This window comes from Micromonospora yongxingensis (assembly GCF_052601155.1).
In genome coordinates this window covers 136,389-155,767 of sequence record NZ_JBQXEO010000003.1, presented here as the reverse complement: position 1 = coordinate 155,767, position 19,379 = coordinate 136,389, and the positions used below count along the sequence as shown (strand labels likewise).

At 72.9% G+C, this 19,379-nt stretch carries 19 protein-coding genes; 12 read left to right on the top strand and 7 right to left on the bottom strand.

All coding sequences use genetic code 11. The annotated features are described in order from the left end of the window. The first annotated feature begins 15 nt into the window (after positions 1–15). The 6 genes from ACTWLT_RS06250 to ACTWLT_RS06225 all read left to right on the top strand — a co-directional run bounded on the left by ACTWLT_RS06250 (position 16) and on the right by ACTWLT_RS06225 (position 5,408). The gene (locus tag ACTWLT_RS06250; RefSeq protein ID WP_252415790.1) at positions 16–360 is read left to right on the top strand and encodes a hypothetical protein; all 345 of its coding nucleotides are present in this window, start codon (positions 16–18) and stop codon (positions 358–360) included. 31 nt (positions 361–391) lie between these two features. Next, complete coding sequence (locus ACTWLT_RS06245; protein WP_252415789.1) at positions 392–763, top strand: hypothetical protein; 372 nt, start codon at positions 392–394, stop codon at positions 761–763. Positions 764–1,196: 433 nt separating this feature from the next. Next, on the top strand, positions 1,197–2,612 hold the full coding sequence (phoH2, locus tag ACTWLT_RS06240) for an RNA 5'-3' helicase PhoH2 (protein WP_252415788.1): 1,416 nt from the start codon (positions 1,197–1,199) through the stop codon (positions 2,610–2,612). A 278-nt stretch (positions 2,613–2,890) separates the two neighbouring features. Next, entirely contained in the window at positions 2,891–3,568 is a 678-nt protein-coding gene (locus ACTWLT_RS06235) for an aggregation-promoting factor C-terminal-like domain-containing protein (protein WP_445317499.1), read from the top strand. 112 nt (positions 3,569–3,680) lie between these two features. Further along, positions 3,681–4,334, top strand: a complete 654-nt coding sequence (locus ACTWLT_RS06230; protein ID WP_252415786.1) for a rhomboid family intramembrane serine protease — start codon at positions 3,681–3,683, stop codon at positions 4,332–4,334. A 105-nt stretch (positions 4,335–4,439) separates the two neighbouring features. Next, entirely contained in the window at positions 4,440–5,408 is a 969-nt protein-coding gene (locus ACTWLT_RS06225; RefSeq protein WP_445317642.1) for an NAD(P)/FAD-dependent oxidoreductase, read from the top strand. 34 nt (positions 5,409–5,442) lie between these two features. Here ACTWLT_RS06225 and ACTWLT_RS06220 read toward each other — a convergent pair whose 3' ends face one another. Next, positions 5,443–6,138, bottom strand: coding sequence for a TetR/AcrR family transcriptional regulator (locus ACTWLT_RS06220; protein WP_445317498.1), 696 nt, complete (start codon positions 6,136–6,138; stop codon positions 5,443–5,445). 141 nt (positions 6,139–6,279) lie between these two features. On the opposite strand from ACTWLT_RS06220, the gene ACTWLT_RS06215 reads away from it, so the two are divergent. Next, complete coding sequence (locus ACTWLT_RS06215; protein ID WP_445317497.1) at positions 6,280–7,197, top strand: NAD-dependent epimerase/dehydratase family protein; 918 nt, start codon at positions 6,280–6,282, stop codon at positions 7,195–7,197. Between the two features lie 33 nt (positions 7,198–7,230). On the opposite strand, the gene ACTWLT_RS06210 is transcribed toward ACTWLT_RS06215, so the two are convergent. Continuing rightward, positions 7,231–8,202 carry a DMT family transporter gene (locus ACTWLT_RS06210; protein ID WP_445317496.1) on the bottom strand — a complete coding sequence of 324 codons (972 nt, stop codon included), beginning with the start codon at positions 8,200–8,202 and terminating at the stop codon, positions 7,231–7,233. Beyond that, positions 8,199–9,230, bottom strand: a complete 1,032-nt coding sequence (glpX, locus tag ACTWLT_RS06205; protein ID WP_252415782.1) for a class II fructose-bisphosphatase — start codon at positions 9,228–9,230, stop codon at positions 8,199–8,201. Before glpX ends, ACTWLT_RS06210 begins: the two co-directional genes overlap by 4 nt. 159 nt (positions 9,231–9,389) lie before the next feature. Here glpX and ACTWLT_RS06200 point away from each other — a divergent pair, with 159 nt between their 5' ends. Together ACTWLT_RS06200 and ACTWLT_RS06195 are read left to right on the top strand one after the other, a co-directional pair. Continuing rightward, positions 9,390–10,166 carry a DUF4245 domain-containing protein gene (locus ACTWLT_RS06200; protein ID WP_445317495.1) on the top strand — a complete coding sequence of 259 codons (777 nt, stop codon included), beginning with the start codon at positions 9,390–9,392 and terminating at the stop codon, positions 10,164–10,166. A gap of 176 nt (positions 10,167–10,342) precedes the next feature. Continuing rightward, complete coding sequence (locus ACTWLT_RS06195) at positions 10,343–11,191, top strand: hypothetical protein (RefSeq protein ID WP_252415780.1); 849 nt, start codon at positions 10,343–10,345, stop codon at positions 11,189–11,191. A 43-nt stretch (positions 11,192–11,234) separates the two neighbouring features. On the opposite strand, the gene ACTWLT_RS06190 is transcribed toward ACTWLT_RS06195, so the two are convergent. Together ACTWLT_RS06190 and xseA are read right to left on the bottom strand one after the other, a co-directional pair. Beyond that, positions 11,235–11,456, bottom strand: a complete 222-nt coding sequence (locus ACTWLT_RS06190; RefSeq protein ID WP_053655421.1) for an exodeoxyribonuclease VII small subunit — start codon at positions 11,454–11,456, stop codon at positions 11,235–11,237. A gap of 46 nt (positions 11,457–11,502) precedes the next feature. Continuing rightward, complete coding sequence (gene xseA, locus ACTWLT_RS06185) at positions 11,503–12,723, bottom strand: exodeoxyribonuclease VII large subunit (RefSeq protein ID WP_252415779.1); 1,221 nt, start codon at positions 12,721–12,723, stop codon at positions 11,503–11,505. A gap of 166 nt (positions 12,724–12,889) precedes the next feature. Here xseA and ACTWLT_RS06180 point away from each other — a divergent pair, with 166 nt between their 5' ends. Both ACTWLT_RS06180 and ACTWLT_RS06175 read left to right on the top strand, forming a co-directional pair. Continuing rightward, positions 12,890–13,876 (top strand): 4-hydroxy-3-methylbut-2-enyl diphosphate reductase, encoded by a 987-nt coding sequence (locus ACTWLT_RS06180; protein ID WP_445317494.1) that lies wholly within the window; start codon positions 12,890–12,892, stop codon positions 13,874–13,876. A 58-nt stretch (positions 13,877–13,934) separates the two neighbouring features. Then, complete coding sequence (locus tag ACTWLT_RS06175) at positions 13,935–14,363, top strand: hypothetical protein (protein WP_445317493.1); 429 nt, start codon at positions 13,935–13,937, stop codon at positions 14,361–14,363. A gap of 27 nt (positions 14,364–14,390) precedes the next feature. Here the strand turns inward: ACTWLT_RS06175 and ACTWLT_RS06170 are convergent, their stop codons facing one another. Beyond that, positions 14,391–15,554 (bottom strand): DNA recombination protein RmuC, encoded by a 1,164-nt coding sequence (locus ACTWLT_RS06170; protein ID WP_252415776.1) that lies wholly within the window; start codon positions 15,552–15,554, stop codon positions 14,391–14,393. A 54-nt stretch (positions 15,555–15,608) separates the two neighbouring features. Here ACTWLT_RS06170 and ACTWLT_RS06165 point away from each other — a divergent pair, with 54 nt between their 5' ends. Next, positions 15,609–16,421, top strand: a complete 813-nt coding sequence (locus ACTWLT_RS06165; protein ID WP_445317492.1) for a hypothetical protein — start codon at positions 15,609–15,611, stop codon at positions 16,419–16,421. A gap of 62 nt (positions 16,422–16,483) precedes the next feature. Here the strand turns inward: ACTWLT_RS06165 and ppc are convergent, their stop codons facing one another. Further along, entirely contained in the window at positions 16,484–19,270 is a 2,787-nt protein-coding gene (gene ppc, locus ACTWLT_RS06160) for a phosphoenolpyruvate carboxylase (protein ID WP_252415774.1), read from the bottom strand. Positions 19,271–19,379 lie beyond the last annotated feature (109 nt).

Sequence of the window (19,379 nt, the reverse complement as noted above, 5' to 3'; positions counted from 1 at the left end):
TGCCAGGGAGGTGTGGTGACCGAGCTCGCCACCCGAGCCCAGGCCTTCGGGCTGATCGCCGAGGGGGTGGCCGCGGGGCTGTGCGCTCCCTGGCGCCTCTACCTCGCCCGAGGCTGCCGTTACCTGTCGCTGAGCGTCGGCGACCGCGCCGAGTGGAACGCCTGGCGTACCCATCTCGGCTGCCCGGAGCTGAGCGTCCGCGTCTACGACGCCGGCGGCGAGATCCGCCGTTCGTCCGTGGCCGAGGTCGTCCTGGACGGCTGCCGGATCAGCGTCGAGCTGGTCGAGGAGGTCAGCACCGACGACCTGGACCGCCTGCTGGTCGCGGATCCCACCACCGTCGAGCCGGAGGAACGATGACGCGACGTCCGGGACCGGCCGGAGCCGCCCGATGAGCCCGTTCCTGGCGGTCTTCCTCGTCCTGGTGCTCGGTGCGACCAGCTATGCGGCCGGCCGCCTGCACGGGCAGCTCAGCTACCGCATCGGCTACCGCTTCGGCTACCGGCAGGGCTACTTCGACGGCGACCGGGGCGCCTGGAACCGGCGGCGCCGAGACGCCCAGGCCGCCATCGCCTCCGCCCTGTCGGTCTCGCCGGCGGGCGTCGTCCGCTCCGCGGGCACCGTCGCCCGCCCCGGCGCCACTGCCCGCTCCGGCGCTGTGGTCGGCCCCGGCACCACCTACACCGGCTCGTCGTTCACCGCGCCGGCCGCCCCGATCACCGGGCGGCACCCGACCGGCACGCTCGTCCGACGGACCGGCTGAGGTCGGCCGGCGGGCCGCCCCGGGCGGCCCCGCCGACCGACGCCACGAGCGCGGTGCGTCGTCCGCGGCGGACACGCACCGTCGGGGCCACGTCAGACCGGTGACGGTGGCCCCGCCGGCCGGGATGCGCGCAGGGGGCATGCATCCCGGCCGGCTTCGCCGCGTCCACCGCCCAGCGGCTGGGCGGCGCCCGGTGCCCGTCGCCTGAGTCGCCGGGTTGTTCACACGGCCGTCTCCGGAGATCCACGATCGCCCTCTAGCCGGGACGGTCCGCCGCCGCTAGCGTCTAGGCATGGCACGGGGTTCTCCCGAGCCAACCGGCCCGCCCGGACCTGCGACCTCGCGCACGGGGCCCGCATCCGACCCCGTGTCACCCGGGCACCGGACGAGGCGGAACACGGGTGGCCGGGTGCCCATCCGTCGGAGCAGGCCTGTGACGACTCGCCGTACCACCGCCGGTGCCGACCAGACCCCGGCCGCGACTGCCACGACCCGCCGCGCCACCCGGAGCCGCCGTACGGCGGCCGCCGCGCCGGCCGACCCCAAGGAGCCGCGACCAGCCGGCCAGGCATTCGTCCTGGACACGTCCGTGCTGCTCTCCGATCCGGCGGCGTTCCACCGGTTCGCCGAGCACGAGGTGGTCCTGCCGCTGGTGGTCATCACCGAGCTGGAGGGCAAGCGGCACCATCCGGAGCTGGGCTGGTTCGCCCGGCAGTCGCTGCGGATGCTCGACGAGCTGCGGATCCAGCATGGTCGGCTGGACCGGCCGGTGCCCGCCAACGACGTCGGCGGCACGCTGCGCGTGGAGCTCAACCACACCGACGACGGTGTGCTGCCGCCCGGCTTCCGCACCGAGAGCAACGATGCCCGGATCCTCTCCGTGGCGCTCAACCTCGCTGCCGAGGGGCGGGAGGTCACCCTGGTCAGCAAGGACATGCCGCTGCGGGTCAAGGCCGCCTCGGTGGGCCTGCGGGCCGACGAGTACCGGCACGGGCAGGCCAGCGACCCGACCTGGACCGGCATGGCCGAGTTGGACCTGGGCGAGGAGCAGATCGGCCGGTTGTACGCCGGGGAGGCGCTCGACGTCGACGAGGCGGCCGGTCTGCCCTGCCACACCGGCCTGGTGCTGCACTCGACGCGCGGCTCCGCACTCGGCCGGGTGCTGCCGGACAAGTCGGTCCGGCTGGTCCGCGGCGACCGGGAGGCGTTCGGGCTGCACGGCCGTTCGGCCGAGCAGCGGGTCGCCCTCGACCTGCTGCTCGACGAGTCGATCGGGATCGTCTCGCTGGGCGGCCGGGCCGGCACCGGCAAGTCGGCGTTGGCGCTCTGCGCCGGGCTGGAGGCGGTGATGGAGCGCCGCCGGCACAAGAAGGTGATCGTGTTCCGCCCGCTGTACGCCGTCGGCGGCCAGGAGCTGGGCTACCTGCCCGGTTCGGAGTCGGAGAAGATGTCGCCGTGGGCCCAGGCGGTCTTCGACACGCTCGGCGCGGTGGTGCACGAGAACGTGCTGGAGGAGGTCACCTCCCGGGGCATCCTGGAGGTTCTGCCGCTGACCCACATCCGTGGGCGCAGCCTGCACGACGCCTTCGTGATCGTGGACGAGGCCCAGTCCCTGGAGCGCGGTGTGCTGTTGACCGTGCTGTCCCGCATCGGGCAGGGCTCGCGGGTGGTGCTCACCCACGACGTGGCCCAGCGCGACAATCTGCGCGTCGGCCGGCACGACGGCGTCACCGCCGTCATCGAGGCACTCAAGGGCCATCCGCTCTTCGCGCATGTCACGCTCAGCCGTTCGGAGCGGTCTCCGATCGCAGCGATGGTGACGGATCTGTTGGAGGACATCCCGCTGTGATGGTGCTTTTATAGGGGTTTATCCGTATTTTATGTGTGGCGCAGATCACAAACGGCTCGGTTGGTTTCCCATCAGCCTCACTGTGCGCGATGGTGTCCAACGAGCGCCCACGCGCCACAGGCATCGTTGGTGATCGTTCGTCCCGAGACGGGCGGACATCGGCGAAGGTCGGTGCGTCGGCGCGACCGGTACCGGTCGGGGCGCTCGCGGTACGGCCGACGGCCCTCCTGTGGCCCGACGCCGCGCCGCGTCCTTGCCCCCGACGAAGGGACCACTTCGTGAGTCGGCTGTGGAGCCGGTTGGGCGCCCGTACGGCTGCTGTCGCGTTGCTCTCTGTGGGCGTTGCCGGTGGCTTCTACCTGGGCGAAGACCGGGAAACCCAGCAACAGGGCCTGACCGCGCAGGTGAGCGCCGAGGTCGACCGCGTCGACTTCGCCTACCAGCGCGAGCGGCAGTCCGCCCACCAGGTGAAGGTCGCCAAGCAGCGAGCCGCCGAGTACCAGGCCAAGCTCCGGGCGGCGCAGGCCGCCAAGGAGGCCGCCGAGCGTGCCCGCAAGGCCGAGGCCGCCGCGGCGACCCGCAAGCGCGAGCGTGAAGCGCAGAACGCCGCAGCCAAGCCGTACGACGGGCCGATCCCGGCGTCCTGCGAGGAGTACAGCGGCAACCGGAAGATCGGCTGCGCTCTGATGATCGACGCGGGCTTCGGCATCGCGGAGTTCCCGTGCCTGGAGAAGCTCTGGACCAAGGAGAGCGGCTGGAACCACAAGGCCAGCAACTCCTCCTCCGGCGCGTACGGCATTCCGCAGTCGCTGCCGGGCAGCAAGATGGGCTCGATCGCGGACGACTGGCGGACGAACCCGGCCACCCAGATCAAGTGGGGGCTGGGCTACATCAAGGGCAGGTACAAGACGCCCTGTGGCGCCTGGAGCTACTTCCAGAACAACGGCCACTACTGACGGTGTCGAAGGCGGGGCGGGTGGAAGGCGCACTCGCCCCGCCTTCGCGTACCCGGCGGAGCGGGCGGGACGTGAGTGGCGGTCGGCCCCTTTTGCTGATAGCAGTTGTGGGGTGACCCTGCAGCCTGGAAACGGCGACCCCTACCGGTTCGGCACCGAGGCGTTCTACGCCGCGCTCGGCCGGGCCTTCGTCGCCATGTGCGCGGTGGTCCCGTTCCTCTTTCTCATCGAGGCCGCCGACCAGGGCCTGGCGTTCGGCCTGGACGCCACCGCCGGCATCATCCCGAAGCGCATCGACGGGCTGGACGGGGTCTTCTTCTCCCCGTTCCTGCACCACGGCTTCGACCACCTCTACAGCAACAGCATCCCGCTGATCCTGCTGGGCACCTTCGTGCTGGCGGCCGGCGCCCGCCGGTTCCTCTGGTCGACCCTGATCATCATCCTGGTCAGCGGGCTCGGGGTCTGGTTCACCGGCTCGCCCAACTCCGTCGTGGTCGGCGCCAGCGGGGTCATCTTCGGCTACCTGGGCATCCTGCTGACCCGGGGCATCGTCGAGCGCAGCTGGTGGAACTTCGCGGTCTTCCTGCTGGTCGGCCTGCTCTACGGCTGGCAACTGGTCGGCATCCTCCCCACCGACGAGCGGATCTCCTGGCAGGGGCACCTGTTCGGGTTGCTGGGCGGCGTGGTGGCCGCGATCCTGTTCCGCCGTCGCCGCCCGGTCGCTGGCGGCTCCGACTACTCGGGGTCCACCCTCAGCCTGCCCTGACCGGTTCCTCGGCGCGCCTCTGGGACGTGCTTGCCCGCCCGCTGTCACCCGCCTACGGTCGAGATCAGCAAGCGTTGATCCGTGAGCGGAAAGCGACGGTACGCCATGCGCGAGGTCGACATCGCCGTGATCGGGGCCGGTCCGGCCGGCCTCTTCGCCGCGTACTACGCGGGGTTCCGAGGGTTGTCGGTGGCGGTGATCGACGCGCTGCCGGAGCCCGGCGGACAGGTCACGGCGATGTACCCGGAGAAGCTCATCCTGGACGTGGCCGGCTTCCCCGCCGTCAAGGGCCGTGACCTGGTGGCGAACCTGGTGGCCCAGGCCGCCCCGTTCGGGCCGCAGTACCTGCTCGGCACCCGGGCCGAGAAGCTCTCGTACGCCGACGACCGGCCGGTGCTCGGCCTGGCCGGCGGTGAGCAGCTGAGCTGTGGCGCGGTCGTGGTCACCGGCGGGTTGGGCAGCTTCAGCCCCCGGCCGCTGCCCTGCGCCGACGGTGCTCCCGGCTCGGGGATCGTCTACTTCGTCACCGAGCCGGCCGAGCTGGCCGATCGGGACGTGCTGATCGTCGGTGGCGGCGACTCCGCCTTCGACTGGGCGTTGACGCTGCAACCGCTGGCCCGGTCGGTGACCCTCGTGCACCGGCGGGAGAAGTTCCGGGCGCACGCCTCGACGGTCGCCCGGGTGCTGTCGCTGCCGGTGCGGGTGGTGGTCAACGCCGAGGTCACCCGGCTGATCGGGGATGGCGCGGTCACCGGTGCCGAGGTGACCGTGCGCGGCGGCGCGGCCGAGACGCTTCCGGTGGACATCGTGGTGGCCGCGCTCGGCTTCACCGCCGACCTGGGCCCGCTCGCGGAGTGGGGGCTGCGGCTGGACCGCCGCCACATCCTGGTGGACAGCGCGATGGCGACGAACCTGCCGCGGGTCTTCGCCGCCGGTGACATCACCGAGTACCCGGGCAAGGTGCGGCTGATCGCCACGGGCTTCGGCGAGGCCGCGACGGCGGTGAACAACGCCGCCGTGGCGATCGACCCGAGCGCCCACCTGTTCCCCGGGCACTCCTCCGACGCCGGCTGACCCGCGGCACCGGATCGGTCCGCGGCCCGTGCGGTCACTCCGGTCGGGGTAGGCCGATGAGGTCGGCCATCAACCCGACCTGATGCTCGAAGTACGAGTCCCGGTGCGAGATGGTCTGGTTCAACCGGCCGAACAGTTCGAAGCTGATGAGCCCGAACAGCTGCGTCCAGCCGGCCATGCCCCGGGCCAGCAGGGCGCTGGGCATCCCGGGGAAGAAGGCGTCGGCCAGCTCGGTCAGGTCGGCGCGTACCGGCTCCGGCAGTTCTTCGGCGGGGACGGTGAGCCGACCGTCGGTCAGGCCGTCGCGGAGGATGCCGACCAGGGTCAGCGGGGGACGCTGGGCGGGTAGCACGGTGTCGGCGGGGGCGGCGTAGCCGGGCACCGGGCTGCCGTAGAGCAGCGCGTACTCGGCGGGGTGGGCGAGCGCCCAGGCCCGCGCGGCCCGGCACACGGCGTGCCAGCGGCCGCGTAGGTCGTCGGAGTCGGTGCCGGAGTCGGCAGCCTCCACGGCGTCGCCGAGCCCGTCGTACGCCTCCAGGATCAGTGCGGTGAGCAGGTCGTCGCGGCTCGGGACGTAGCGGTAGATGGCGGAGGACACCATCCCCATGTCCCGGGCGACGGCCCGCAGCGACAGGTTGGCGCCGTCGGTGGCCAGGTGACGGCGGGCCACCGCCTTGATCTCGTCGATCATCTCGGCGCGGACGCGGGCGCGGATCGAGGAAGCGGACATGGGATCACTCTGCCACGAGACGGAGCGCCAATCAAAATAGAGAGCACTGCTCTTGACGAGCGGGTCGACCGGCGTGCATGGTGGTGGTGCACAGAGAGAGCACTGCTCTCGCTTCGTACCCCTGCTTCGAAAGGTTTCCTCATGTCGCTGCACGTGATCGTCGGCACCGGTCCGGTCGGCACCGCCACCGCACGTCTCCTCGCGGAGCGCGGCGAGCAGGTCCGCGTCATCAGCCGCCGGGGCAACGGACCGGAGCACCCGGCCATCGAGCGGGTCGCTGCCGACGCTGCCGACGCCGACCGCCTCACCGAACTCGCCACCGGGGCCGCAGCGCTGTACAACTGCGCGAACCCGGCGTACCACCGGTGGGCCACCGACTGGCCGCCGCTGGCCGGCGCGCTGCTCACCGCCGCCGAGCGGGCCGGCGCGGTGCTCGCCACGGTCGGCAACCTCTACGGGTACGGGCCGGTCGACGGCCCGATGACCGAGCAGACCCCGCTGGCCGCGACCGGCACGAAGGGCCGGGTGCGCAACCGGATGTGGGCCGACGCTCTCGCCGCCCACCGGGCCGGGCGGGTCCGGGTCACCGAGGTGCGCGGCTCCGACTACGTCGGCGCCGCCGGCACGTCGCTGGCGATGATGGTGCTGCCCCGGGTGATCGCCGGGCGGCGGGTCTTCCTGCCCGTCGACTGGGACGCCCCGCACACCTGGACGTACATCCCGGACGTCGCCCGCACGCTCGTCGCCGCGGCCGCCGACCCGCGGGCATGGGGGCGGGCCTGGCACGTGCCCAGCGCCCCGGCCACGCCGATGCGCGAGCTGGCCGACCGGGCCGCCGCGCTGACCGGCGCGCCAGCGCCCAAGCTGACGCGGATGCCGTACCCGGTGTTGTGGCTGGGCGGCCTGACCGACCCGTTCATCCGTGAGCTGCGGGAGACCGCCTACCAGTTCGACCGGCCGTACCTGATGGACTCGACCGCGGCCACCGCCACCCTCGGTGTCCAGCCGACACCCGTCGAGCAGGTGGTGAAGGAGACGGTCGAGGCCCTGCGTCGCTGAACCCCGCCCGCCACCCGGTCGGGCCGGTCCCGCTCAGCGGCGGCCGGGTGGCGCGAGCGCGGCGATCAGCACGGCCACCATGGTCAGCGCGGCACCGAGCAGGGTGTTCACGCTGGGATGCGAGGCCGCGGTGGGCAGCACCAGATCCAACAGGACGGCTCCCACGATCTGGCCGGCGATGGTGGCCAGCCCGAGCAGCAGCACCCCGGTGAAGCGGACGATCGCGGCGGCGATCGCGATGAACACGATGCCGATCGGGCCACCCAGGTAGAACCACGGCTCGGTCGGCAGGTTGCCGGTCGGCCACCCGCGGACCGCGATGTCGATCGCGAACGCGACGAGCAGGGCGACCGTGCCCACGGCGAAGTTGACCAGCGTGGCGGTCAGGGCGCTGTCCGCCGCCGCCCGGACCCGGCCGTTGACCGCCTGCTGCCAGGCGATACCCACCCCGGCCAGCAGGGGCAGCAGGGCCAGCGCCAGCGTGCCCGGGTCACCGAGCCGGTCGGCGACCGCCAGGCCGACCGCCAGCACGGTGAGCACCGCTCCGGCCAGCCGCTGCCGGGTGATCGGCTGCCGGCCGGTCGGCCCGATGCCGGCCCGGTCCACGGCGAGGCTGCTGCCGGTCTGGCCGGCGACCACCGCCACGGTGAAGACCGCAACGCCCAACGAGCCGATGGTGAGCCCCTGGGTGGCCACGAGGAACGCACCGAACATCCCGCCCAGGCACTGCCACGGCCGCAGGGCGCCCGACCTGAGGGCGGGCCGCAGCGCGGCCAGACCGCGCCGCCCACCGGGGATGGCGGGAACCAGCACCAGCAGCACCACCAGGCCGACGCCGAACGAGATCACCGCTGCGGCGAAACCGTCGGCCAGGCGTACCCCCAGCTCGCCGTTGATTCGGGACTGCACCGCCACCGCGACCCCGGAGACCGACGCCAGCGCGACACCGGTGATCCGGCGGGCGGCCGAGAGGGACTGCGGGGTCGCAGTGCCGGTGACGGTCACTCCTGTTCGGCCAGTGGCCGGCCGTCGAAGTCGACCGCCGAGTAGAGCGCCAGCTTCTCCAGCCGGTGGTACGAGTCGATCACCCGGATCGTGCCGCTCTTCGACCGCATCACGATCGACTGCGTGTACGCGCCGCCGGCCCGGTAGCGGACCCCGCGCAGCAGGTCGCCGGAGGTGACCCCGGTCGCCACGAAGAAGCAGTTGTCCCCGGTGACCAGGTCGTCGGTGCCCAGCACCCGATCCAGGTCGTGCCCGGCGGCGAGTGCCTTCTCCCGCTCCTCGGCGTCGCGCGGCCAGAGCTTGGCCTGCATCGCCCCGCCCATGCACTTCAGGGCGCACGCGGAGATGATGCCCTCGGGGGTGCCGCCGATGCCCATCAGCACGTCCACATCCGACTCGCCCCGGGCCGCAGCGATGGAGCCCGCGATGTCCCCGTCGGAGATGAACCGGATGCCCGCGCCGGTCCGGCGGATCTGCGTGACCAGGTCGTCGTGGCGGCTGCGGTCCAGCACACAGACCGTCACCTCGGAGACGTCGGTGCCCTTGACCTTGGCGATCCGGCGCAGGTTGTCGGCCACCCCGGCGTTGATGTCCACCACGTCGGCGTACGCCGGCCCGACAGCGAGCTTCTCCATGTAGAAGACGGCGCTCGGGTCGAACATCGCACCGCGCTCGGAGACGGCGAGCACCGCCAGCGCGTTCGGCATTCCCTTGCTCATCAGCGTGGTGCCGTCGACCGGGTCGACGGCGACGTCCACCTCCGGGCCGGTGCCGTCACCGACCTGCTCGCCGTTGAAGAGCATCGGGGCGTTGTCCTTCTCGCCCTCGCCGATCACCACCACGCCGCGCATCTGGATCGAGTTGATCAGCTTGCGCATGGCGTCGACGGCTGCCCCGTCGCCGCCCTCCTTGTCGCCCCGGCCGACCCAGCGGCCGGCGGCCATCGCCGCGGCCTCGGTGACCCGGACCAGGTCGAGGGCAAGGTTACGGTCGAGATCCTGCGGGATCCGCGTCCTGGTGTTCGTCATGACGGCTGCTCCTCCTCGCGACGGTGCGGGGACGACCGGCGGCAGGGCGTTCCCCGCTGCCGGCTTTGTCGCTGATCCTCACACGATGGCGGAACCGGCGTCGGCGCGGGGCGGTGATGGGCCGGATACCGCCGGTCGGGCGGCTGCGAAGATGGCAGGGTGGAACCCGCACAGCCAGCCGACCGCGTACCCGCCGACCGCACGCCGCCCGGCGGCCAGCCGCCGGCCGACCTTCCCGCCGGCACCGGTGGGGAACCCGCCGCGACCGACCCGACGACGCCGCCGGTCGGTGAGCCGGCCCTCGTCGCGTCGTATCCGTCCGCCGCGCCGCCGGTGGACGAACCGGTGCCGGGTCGGCCCGTCACCGCCGTCGGCGGCTCGGAGACCGGCGAGCTGCCGGCACCTCCGCCGCGCCTGGAGAAGCCAGCGCGATCCGAGCGGTCGCCGAAGGACATGGCGATCTCGCTGTTGGTGCTGTTGGTCCCGATCGCGCTGCTGCTGGCGTTCTACCGGGGCTTCCTCGGCGGCGACGAGGCCGCCACGGTCGATCCGGCACCGGCGATCGAGCAGGCCCGCGCGGCGAACACATTCCCGGTGAGCCAGCCGGAGGGGCTGGGTTCCGGCTGGCGGACGGTCAACGCCCGCTACCAGACCGTCGAGGGTGGCGCGCACCTGCGGATCGGCTACCTCACCCCGGAGGGGCGGGGCGTCCAACTGTTGCAGAGCAGCGTGCCGGCGGAGCGGCTGCTCCCGACCGAGCTGACCGGCCAGGCCCAGCCGCAGGGCCCGACCGAGCTGGCCGGACGCACCTGGCAGCGCTACACCGCCCGGGGCAACCAGCAGGCGCTGGTCCTGCTGGAGCCGACCCGCACGGTCATCGTCGTCGGCGACGCCCGGGACAACGAACTGCGCCACCTCGCCGGCGCCCTGAGCTGAGGTCGGTGCAGGAATAGGACGGAAGGGCGGTTGTCCGACGCGTCGACAGGGAACAGAGAGGGAGTGACCCGGGCGCCCTGCTCGGCCCGGGTCGCGCGGCGCAGCCGACGGTGCTGCTGCGTCGCCCGGTTTCCGGCGCCGTCCAGGTCGTCGGGTGACCCCCTTGGGAGACACACATGACTGTTCGACGACTCAGCGCCGGCCTGGTCGCCGCCGCTCTGTTCACGCCCGGCCTGGCCGCCTGCAACAGCAGTGGGACACCGACGGCCGGATCGACCGCCTCCCCGACGGCGAGCGCCTCCGCCACGGCGAGCGCGTCCGGCACGCCGGTGGCGGGCGACGCCAAGCAGGCGCTGCTCGACTCCACCAGGGAGATCAGCAACGGGAACTTCCGGTTCACCCTCGCCGGAGCCGGCTCCACGGCGGAGGGCCAGGTGCACCAGCCGAGTCAGAGCGCGGCCATGAAGATCGCGATCGGCGGCCCCTCATCCGACCTGGCCATGAAGCTCGACGTGATCCACTTCAAGCCGGACAGCTGGGTGAAGCTGGAGCTGACCGGCCCCACCGCCAACAGCCTGCCCGCCATCAAGCAGCTCAACCTCGGCAAGTACCAGCACCTGGACCAGACCCGGATCAAGGGCAACCGCAGCCTCGGCTTCGACTTCGAGAAGGTCGACCCCGCCGGCAGCGCCGTACTGACCCAGGGCATCACCGAGGTCCGGAGCACCGGCACCGGCACGTACGCCGGCACCATCGACGTCACCAAGGCTGCCGAGGCCGGCTCGCTGAACGCCGCCACGATCGCCGCGCTCGGCACGCAGGCGAAGACGGTCCCGTTCACGGCGAAGGTGGACCCGCAGGGTCGGCTCAGCGAGCTGGTGCTGCAACTGCCGGCCGCCGGGCAGACCGCCGCGCAGGAGATCCGGATGACGTACTCCGACTACGGTGCGGCCACCGCCGCGCAGAAGCCGCCGGCGGACCAGGTCGTCGAGGCGCCGGCCGAGCTGTACAGCCTGTTCGGCTGACGGTCGTACGCGGGTGGGGCGACTCCGGTCGCCCCACCGGCGGTCAGGAGGCGGGCTCCTGCCGGGCCGCCTCGATCCGCGCCCGGGCGCCGTCCAGCCAGCGCTGGCAGATCACCGCCAGCGCCTCGCCGCGCTCCCAGAGCGCCAGCGACTCCTCCAGGGACGTGCCACCGGCCTCCAGCCGTTCGACCACCGAGGCCAACTCGGCGCGGGCCTGCTCGTAGCTGAGCCGCTCGTCCGGCCCGGCCTTCGTGTCGTCAGTCATCGCGTCCATCTCAGCACACCACCCGTCGGCCGCCGCGGCCCGCCACTCAGCCGTCCACCGTGGCGGCGAGCTCGCCGTCGGCCAGCCGGACCCGCAGCGGGTCGCCCTTGCCGACCTCGGCCGCAGCGCGGACCACGTGGCCGTCGGCGCGCTGCACGATCGCGTACCCCCGGTCGAGCGTGGCGGCGGGGGAGAGGGCGCGCAGCCGGGCCAGGGTGTGCCGCAGCTCGTCGTCGGCCGCGCCGAGCCGGTGGTCCAGGCACCGTCCGGCACGCTGGCGGAGCGCGGTCAGGTCGGTCGCCCGCTGCTCGACCATCACCTGGGGGCGGGCGAGCACCGGCCGGGAACGCAGCCCGTCGAGGCGGTGCGACTCCCGGTCGACCAGGTTGCGCACCGCCCGCTGGAGCCGATGCCGGGCCTGGCCGATGAGGCGTACCTCCTCGGTGAGGTCGGGGACCACCCGCTTGGCCGCGTCGGTCGGGGTGGACGCGCGCACGTCGGCGACGTAGTCGACCAACGGTGCGTCCGTCTCGTGGCCGATCGCGCTGACCACCGGGGTACGGCAGCCGAACACCGCGCGGCAGAGCGCCTCGTCGGAGAAGGGCAGCAGGTCCTCGATGCCGCCGCCGCCGCGGGCAATGATGATCACGTCGATGGTCGGATCGGCGTCCAGCACCTTGAGCGCGTCGATGATCTGCGGCACCGCCGACGGGCCCTGGACGGCCACGTTGACCGTGCGGAACTCCACGGCCGGCCAGCGCCGTCGGGCGTTCGTCAGCACGTCGCGCTCGGCCGCCGACGCCCGGCCGGTGATCAGCCCGATCCGGCCGGGCAGGAACGGCAGCCGGCGCTTGCGGGCACGGTCGAACAGCCCCTCGGCGGCGAGCAGCTTCTTGAGCTTCTCCAACCGGGCCAGCAGCTCACCGAGCCCCACCTGGCGGATCTCGTCGGCCCGCAGGCTCAGGGTGCCCCGGGCGGCGTAGAACTCCGGCTTGGCGTGCAGCACCACCCGGGCGCCCTCGCGCAACTCCGGCGCGCCGAGGTCCAGCACGTCCCGGTTGGTGGTGACGGTCAGGCTCAGGTCGGCCGACGGGTCACGCAGGGTGAGGAAGACGGTGCTGGCGCCGGGCCGCCGGCTGATCTGCGCGACCTGCCCGTCCACCCACACCCAGCCGAGCTTCGCGATCCAGGCGCCCACCTTCTGGCTCACGACCCGGACCGGCCAAGGCTCCTCCGCGCTGCTGCGCGCCCCATCACCCGTGCTCACCCGCCCACCCTACGGACCCTCGCGGTGATCAAGAGGTTTGCGTCGGTCCCAGGCGCGTTTCCGACGCAAAGCTCTTGATCACCGAGGGGCGGGCGGGTGGTGGGCGGGCGCTGTGGTGCGGGTCGCAGGCGCTGCCGCTGGGGAACCGGACACGTACGATGGGCGGGTGACCGAGGCTCAGGCGACTCCCCAGACCGGTAAGCGCGTGCTCCTGGCCAAGCCCCGCGGCTACTGCGCGGGCGTCGACCGGGCGGTGCAGACCGTCGAGGAGGCGCTGAAGCTCTACGGCGCCCCGATCTACGTGCGCAAGCAGATCGTGCACAACAAGCACGTCGTGCAGACCCTGGAGGCCCAGGGTGCGATCTTCGTGGAGGAGAACGAGGAGGTGCCGGAGGGCGCCACCGTCATCTTCTCGGCCCACGGCGTGGCCCCCGAGGTCTACGAGCAGGCGAAGCAGCGGTCGCTGAAGGCGATCGACGCGACCTGCCCGCTGGTCACCAAGGTGCACCAGGAGGCGAAGCGTTTCGCCGCCGAGGACTACGACATCCTGCTGATCGGTCACGAGGGGCACGAGGAGGTCGTCGGCACCGCCGGTGAGGCTCCCGCGCACATCCAACTCGTGGACGGCCCCGACGGCGTCGACAAGATCACCGTTCGTGATCCGGAGAAGGTGGTCTGGCTCTCCCAGACCACGCTGTCGGTGGACGAGACGCTGGAGACGGTCGCCCGGCTCAAGCAGCGGCTGCCGCTGCTCCAGTCCCCGCCGAGCGACGACATCTGCTACGCCACCTCCAACCGCCAGCACGTGGTGAAGGAGATCGCCCCGGAGTGCGACGTGGTGATCGTCGTCGGCTCGACGAACTCCTCCAACTCGGTGCGCCTGGTCGAGGTGGCCCTGGACGCCGGCGCCCGCGCCGGTCACCTGGTCGACTTCGCCCACGAGATCGACGACGCCTGGCTGGCCGACGCGCGCACGGTCGGCGTGTCCTCCGGCGCGAGCGTCCCGGAGGACCTGGTGCGCGAGGTGCTGGACCACCTGGCCGCGCGCGGTTTCGGCGACGTCGAGGAGATCACCACCGCCAACGAGCGGCTCACCTTCTCGCTGCCGCAGGAGCTGAAGCGGGACATGAAGGCCGCGGCGGCACGCGGTTGATCAGCCCGGGTCGGGCCGCCACGGGAACGCTCCGCCGCCCCGCCACGTCGAACCGGGCATGAGGACCTTTCGGCTCGTCGTCCCCGCCCTGATCGCCTGCGCGGCGCTGAGTGCCTGCGGCGGCACGGACGGCCCCGCCACCCCCACCCCGAGTGGGCCGTCACCGGTCACCGGGCAGCCCACCCCGTCCGCGTCCGTCCCGTCGACCCCCGGCACGGCGACACCGGTGCCCACCGCGACGCCCAAGCCACCGTCAGGTGGACCCAGCATCCCGCCGCCGGTCGGGGCCACCGAACTGACCGGCACGATCACCAGCGGGGTGGAACCGAACTGCGTGCTGCTGGACGGCTACCTGCTGATCGGCGGCCCCCGCGAGGTGTTCACCGCCGGCGCGCGGGTGACCGTCACCGGCCGGGTCGAGCCGGGCATGATGACCACCTGCCAGCAGGGCACGCCGTTCGTCGTGGAGGGGGCGCGCCGCAGCTGACCCCGGCCCGCGGCCCCCGCCGGCCGGTCAGCGGTCGCGGTCGGCGGGGACGGCGTCGTCCAGCAACTCGGGTGCCTGCGGCTGGCGGGGAGTCAGCTCGACCTGGGCCGGGCTGGCCAGCTCCTCGTCCGAGACGCCCAGCTCGGCGAGCTTGCGGGCGCTGACCAGCACCCGGGCCTCCAGCGAGCCGACCGCCCGGTTGTACGCGGTCACCGCCCCGGCCAGCGACGACCCGAGCTTGCCCACGTGGTCACCGAGGGTGGAGAGCCGGCTGTACAGCTCCCTCGCCAGCGTGTGCACGGCCAGGGCGTTGCGGGCCAGCGCCTCCTGCCGCCAGGAGTAGGCCACCGTCCGTAGGAGGGCGACCAGGGTGGCCGGCGTGGCGAGCACCACGTTGCGGGCGAAGGCGTGCTCCAGCAGCGTCGGGTCACGCTGGAGCGCCACGTCGAGGAACGGGTCGGCGGGGACGAACAGCACCACGAACTCCGGTGAGCTGTCGAACGCGGACCAGTAGGACTTCGCGGCCAGCGCGTCGACGTGCCCGCGCAGGTGCCGGGCGTGCGCGTCGAGGTGGGTGTCCCGGCCGCGCTCGTCGCGGGCCTCCATCGCGGTGAGGTACGCGTCGAACGGCGCCTTGGCGTCCACGACGACCGACCGGCCGCCGTGCAGCCGGACCACCAGATCCGGGCGGACCACCTGCCCGTCGGCGTCGGCGGTGACCTGCTCGGAGAAGTCGCAGTGCTCCAGCATGCCGGCAGCCTCGACGATCCGGCGCAACTGGTGCTCGCCCCAACGGCCCCGCACCTGCGGCGCGCGCAGGGCCGCCACCAGCTGCTTCGTCTCGGTGCGCAGCTCGCCGGAGACGGCGCTCATCGAGCGGACCTGCTCCCGCAGCTCGGCGTACGCGTCGATCCGGTCGTGCTCCAGCTCGGCCACCCGCTGCTCGTAGCGGCGCAGGGTGTCGTGCAGCGGCGCCACCGCGCGGGCCACCGCCTCCTGGGACTGGGCGGTCGCCTCGTAGCTCAACGCCCGCATGGACTGCTCCAGCCGGCCCTCGCCCTCCCGCGTCGCGGTCAGCGTGGCGTCCAGCCGGGCGATGTCGGCGGCCGATCGGGACCGGGCCGCGTACCAGCCCACCGCCCCGCCGGCGCCGAGGCACACGATCACCAGGAGCAGCGTCGAGACGTCCATCACCGGAGCTTGCCAGACGGATACGACGGGACACCCGGGGGTACGTTCGAAGACATGGAACTTGTGCTGTGCCTCGCCATCGTGCTGGTCGGCGCACTGGGCGCCGCGGCGCTCATCCGCGCGCAGACCACCGCCCGTCGACGCACCGAGCTGGGCGACGCCCGCGCGGAGGCGCAGCGCTGGTACGAGCGCCTCGGCGGCCAGTTGATGAACCTGCACGGCGACGAGCCGGCGGTCCGCCAGGCGCTCTCCGACGCCGGTGAGCGGTACAACGCGGCGGGCTCGCAGCTGGAGCAGGCGCGCACCCCGAACCAGTTCGCGCTGGCCCGGGAGACCGCGTTGGAGGGGCTGGCGTACATCCGGGCGGCACGGACGGCGCTGGGCATCGATCCCGGCCCCGAACTGCCGCAGTTGGCCGCCGCGCGCGGCGTCGGGCAGCTCACCAGGGAGCGCGAGGTCGACGTGCAGGGGCAGACCTTCCGGGCCGGCCCTCAGCCCGGCCGGGAAACGCCCTACTACTACCCGGGTGGGCGGTATCAGGGCCGGCCCGTGCCGGCCGGCTGGTACTCGACGCCGTGGTGGAAGACGGCGCTGGGCACCGGCGCCGGCGTACTCGGCGGCATCCTGATCGCCGACGCCCTGTTCTCGCCCGCCTTCGCCGACCCGGGGTACGGCTACGACGAGGGCTACCAGGAGGGCTTCGGCGACGGCGTCGACCAGGGTGGGGACGGCGGTGACCAGGGCTTCGACGGTGGTGACCAGGGCGGTGACGTCGGCGGGGGCGACTACGCGGGTGGCGACTTCGGTGGGGGTGACTTCGGCGGTGGGGACTTCGGTGGGGGTGACTTCGGCGGTGGGGACTTCTGACCGTCGGTGAGTGACACGGAAAAGGCCCCGGTCAGCGTGACCGGGGCCTTTTCCGTCGTCGTTCAGCCGGTGTTGCGCATCCCGGCGGCGATGCCGTTGACCGTGGTGAGCAGCGCCCGCTCCAGGGCCGTGCCGTCGCTCGGGGCGCGCCGGCCGCCGGGGGCGGTGGCCACCGCCCGTCCGGCGGCACCGGACTCGCGGTACTGCCGTAGCAGCGCCACCTGGAGGTGGTGCAGCGGCTCCAGGTACGTGTCCCGCACGGCCAGGGTGCGCTGGAGCACCGGCGAGTTCTCCAGCAGCGCGGGCGAGGCGGTCACCGCCAGCACCTCCCGCTTGGTCAGCTCGTACTCCTGCTCGATCTGCTCGAAGATCGGGTGCAGCTTCTTCGGCACCAGCGTCTCGACGTACCGGCGGGCGATGCTCAGGTCGGTCTTGGTCAGCATCATCTCGACGTTCGACAGGAACGTGCGGAAGAAGTGCCAGTTGCGGTTCATCTCGGCCAGTACGTCGGCCAGCCCGGCCTCCCGGGCGGCGGCCAGCCCGGAGCCGACACCGAACCAGCCCGGCACGATCTGTCGGGTCTGCGTCCAGCCGAACACCCACGGGATGGCCCGCAGGCCGGACAGCCCCGCGCCGGTGTTCGGGCGCTTCGCCGGCCGGGAGCCGATGTTCAGCGCGCCGAGCAGCTCGGTGGGGGTGGACGCCCAGAAGTACGCCGGCAGGTCCGGGTCCTCGACCAGCGACCGGTACGACCGGTACGCGGAGGAGGAGACCACGTCCATCGTGGCGTCCCACCGTTCGAGCATCTCGGCAGGCTGCCGGGGAGCGGTGTGCAGCAGCGTCGCCTGGAGGACGGCGGCGAGGGTGAGCTCCAGGTTCTCCCGGGCCAGCGACGGCAGGGTGTACTTGTCGGAGATCACCTCACCCTGCTCGGTCACCTTGATCGCGCCGTCCATCGTGCCGTACGGCTGCGCCAGGATCGCCTCGTGCGTCGGCCCGCCGCCGCGCCCGACCGTGCCGCCCCGGCCGTGGAACAGCCGCAGGTGCACACCGTGGCGGGCGGCCACGTCGCGCAGCGCGCGCTGCGCCCGGTGGATCGACCACTGGCTGGTGGTGATCCCGGCCTCCTTGTTGGAGTCCGAGTAGCCGAGCATGACCTCCTGCACGTCGCCCCGGGCCGTCACCAGCGCCCGGTACGCGGGCAGCGACAGCAACTCGTCGAGGAGTTCGCCGCCGGCGTTCAGCTCGGCCGGGGTCTCCAGCAGCGGCACGAAGCCGATCCGGGCGCGTCCGCTGTGCACGTCCACCAGGCCGGCCTCGCGGGCCAGCACGACCGCGGCCAGCACGTCGTCGACGCCCAGGGTCATCGAGATGATGTACGACTCGATCACCTCGCCGCCGAACCGGTCCTGCGCCTCCCGGATGGTGCCGAACACGTCGAACGTCTTGCGGGCCGACTCGGAGAGCGGCGTGTCCACCGTGGACAACGGTCGACGTCCGGTCAGCTCGTCGGCGAGCAGCTTGGTGCGCTCCAGCCGGGTCAGCGCGGGGTAGTCGGTGATCTCGCCGACGGCCCCGTAGAGCTGGGCGAGCACCGCGTGGTGCGCCTCGGCGTGCTCCCGGACGTCCATGGTCGCCAGGTGCAGACCGAACGCGGAGACGGTCCGGATGGTGGAGGCCAGCCGGCCGACGGCGGTGAGCTGCCCGGAGTTGCGGGCCAGCGAGGCGCGCAGCAGCTCCAGATCGGCGATCAGCTCGGCGGAGCCCCGGTAGTCCCGGCCCGGCACGTGCGCCGTGCCCTGCCGCAACCGCTGCCGGGTGTTGGCCAGCTTCGCCTTCACGCAGCGCGCCTTGAGCCGGTACGGCTCCTCGGCGTTGACGCGGCGGAACCGGGGTGCCACCTCGGGCAGCGCGTCCAGGTCGGCGGCGAGGCTGGCGGAGAGATCCAGTGACACGCCCCGCAGCCGACGGGAGACGGAGACCTCGTTGATCAGGTGGTCCATCGCCTTCTCGGTGGCCGCGATGCCGTGCTCGTGCTGGATGGCCAGCACGTCGCGGGTCACCGCCGGGGTGACGAACGGGTTGCCGTCCCGGTCGCCGCCGATCCAGGTGCCGAAGCTCAGCGGACGGGCCGTCGGCGAGGTCTCCACGCCCAGCGTGCGCAGCGTGTCGGCGAGGTCGTCGAGCACCTGTGGGGCGGCCTCGGCGTACAGGTCGCGCAGGTAGTAGATGGCGTTGCGGGCCTCGTCGGTCGGGTCCGGCCGGTCCAGCCGCAGCTCGTCGGTCTGCCACATGAGGTCCAGCAGCTCGGCCAGCCGGCGGTTCGCCGGGCCCTCGTCGCTGGCGCCGTAGAGGATCGCGTTGGCGGTTTCGGTGTCCAGTTCGTCGGCGATGGCCCGCAGCTTGGACAGGATCGAGCGGCGGGCCGCCTCGGTCGGGTGCGCGGTGAAGACCGGCCGGACCGCCAGCCGGCGGGCGGCGGCGGCGATCTCCTCGGCCGGCACCCCGCGCTCGGCGATCATCTTGGCCGCCTGGTCCAGCCAGCCGCCCTGCACGGCGCGGCGGCGGCGCAGGTCCCGGGCACGGTGCACCTGCTCGGTGATGTTGGCCAGGTGGAAGTAGGTGGAGAAGGCGCGGGCCAGCTTGGTGCCGGTGGTCACGTCGAGCCCGCCGAGCCGCTGCGCGGCCGCCGGGGCGTCGGTGCGGACCTGGGCGCGGATCTCCTCGACGAGGTCGAGCAGCGGCCGGCCCTCCTGGCGGGCCAGCGTCTGGCCGAGCAGGGTGCCGAGCCGGCGGATGTCGGCGCGCAGCGCGGCGTCCGGGCCGTCGTGGTCGTGCTGGTCGGTCACGATGCGCTCCTTACGTGAGTACGAAGGACAGCGCTGTCCGACTCCCTGGATGGTATCCGCGCGGAGCCGGATGGCAGGAGGGGCTCCCCGGATGGCGCGCCGTGACGCG

What these genes read in the sequence shown, in the direction of transcription:
- ACTWLT_RS06245 (WP_252415789.1), top strand. Translation starts at nt 392, where the DNA reads ATGAGCCCGTTCCTGGCGGTCTTCCTCGTCCTGGTGCTCGGTGCGACC.
- ACTWLT_RS06225 (WP_445317642.1), top strand. Translation starts at nt 4,440, where the DNA reads ATGCGCGAGGTCGACATCGCCGTGATCGGGGCCGGTCCGGCCGGCCTC.
- ACTWLT_RS06220 (WP_445317498.1), bottom strand. Translation starts at nt 6,138, where the DNA reads ATGTCCGCTTCCTCGATCCGCGCCCGCGTCCGCGCCGAGATGATCGAC.
- ACTWLT_RS06215 (WP_445317497.1), top strand. Translation starts at nt 6,280, where the DNA reads ATGTCGCTGCACGTGATCGTCGGCACCGGTCCGGTCGGCACCGCCACC.
- glpX (WP_252415782.1), bottom strand. Translation starts at nt 9,230, where the DNA reads ATGACGAACACCAGGACGCGGATCCCGCAGGATCTCGACCGTAACCTT.
- ACTWLT_RS06195 (WP_252415780.1), top strand. Translation starts at nt 10,343, where the DNA reads ATGACTGTTCGACGACTCAGCGCCGGCCTGGTCGCCGCCGCTCTGTTC.
- ACTWLT_RS06190 (WP_053655421.1), bottom strand. Translation starts at nt 11,456, where the DNA reads ATGACTGACGACACGAAGGCCGGGCCGGACGAGCGGCTCAGCTACGAG.
- ACTWLT_RS06175 (WP_445317493.1), top strand. Translation starts at nt 13,935, where the DNA reads ATGAGGACCTTTCGGCTCGTCGTCCCCGCCCTGATCGCCTGCGCGGCG.
- ACTWLT_RS06170 (WP_252415776.1), bottom strand. Translation starts at nt 15,554, where the DNA reads ATGGACGTCTCGACGCTGCTCCTGGTGATCGTGTGCCTCGGCGCCGGC.
- ACTWLT_RS06165 (WP_445317492.1), top strand. Translation starts at nt 15,609, where the DNA reads ATGGAACTTGTGCTGTGCCTCGCCATCGTGCTGGTCGGCGCACTGGGC.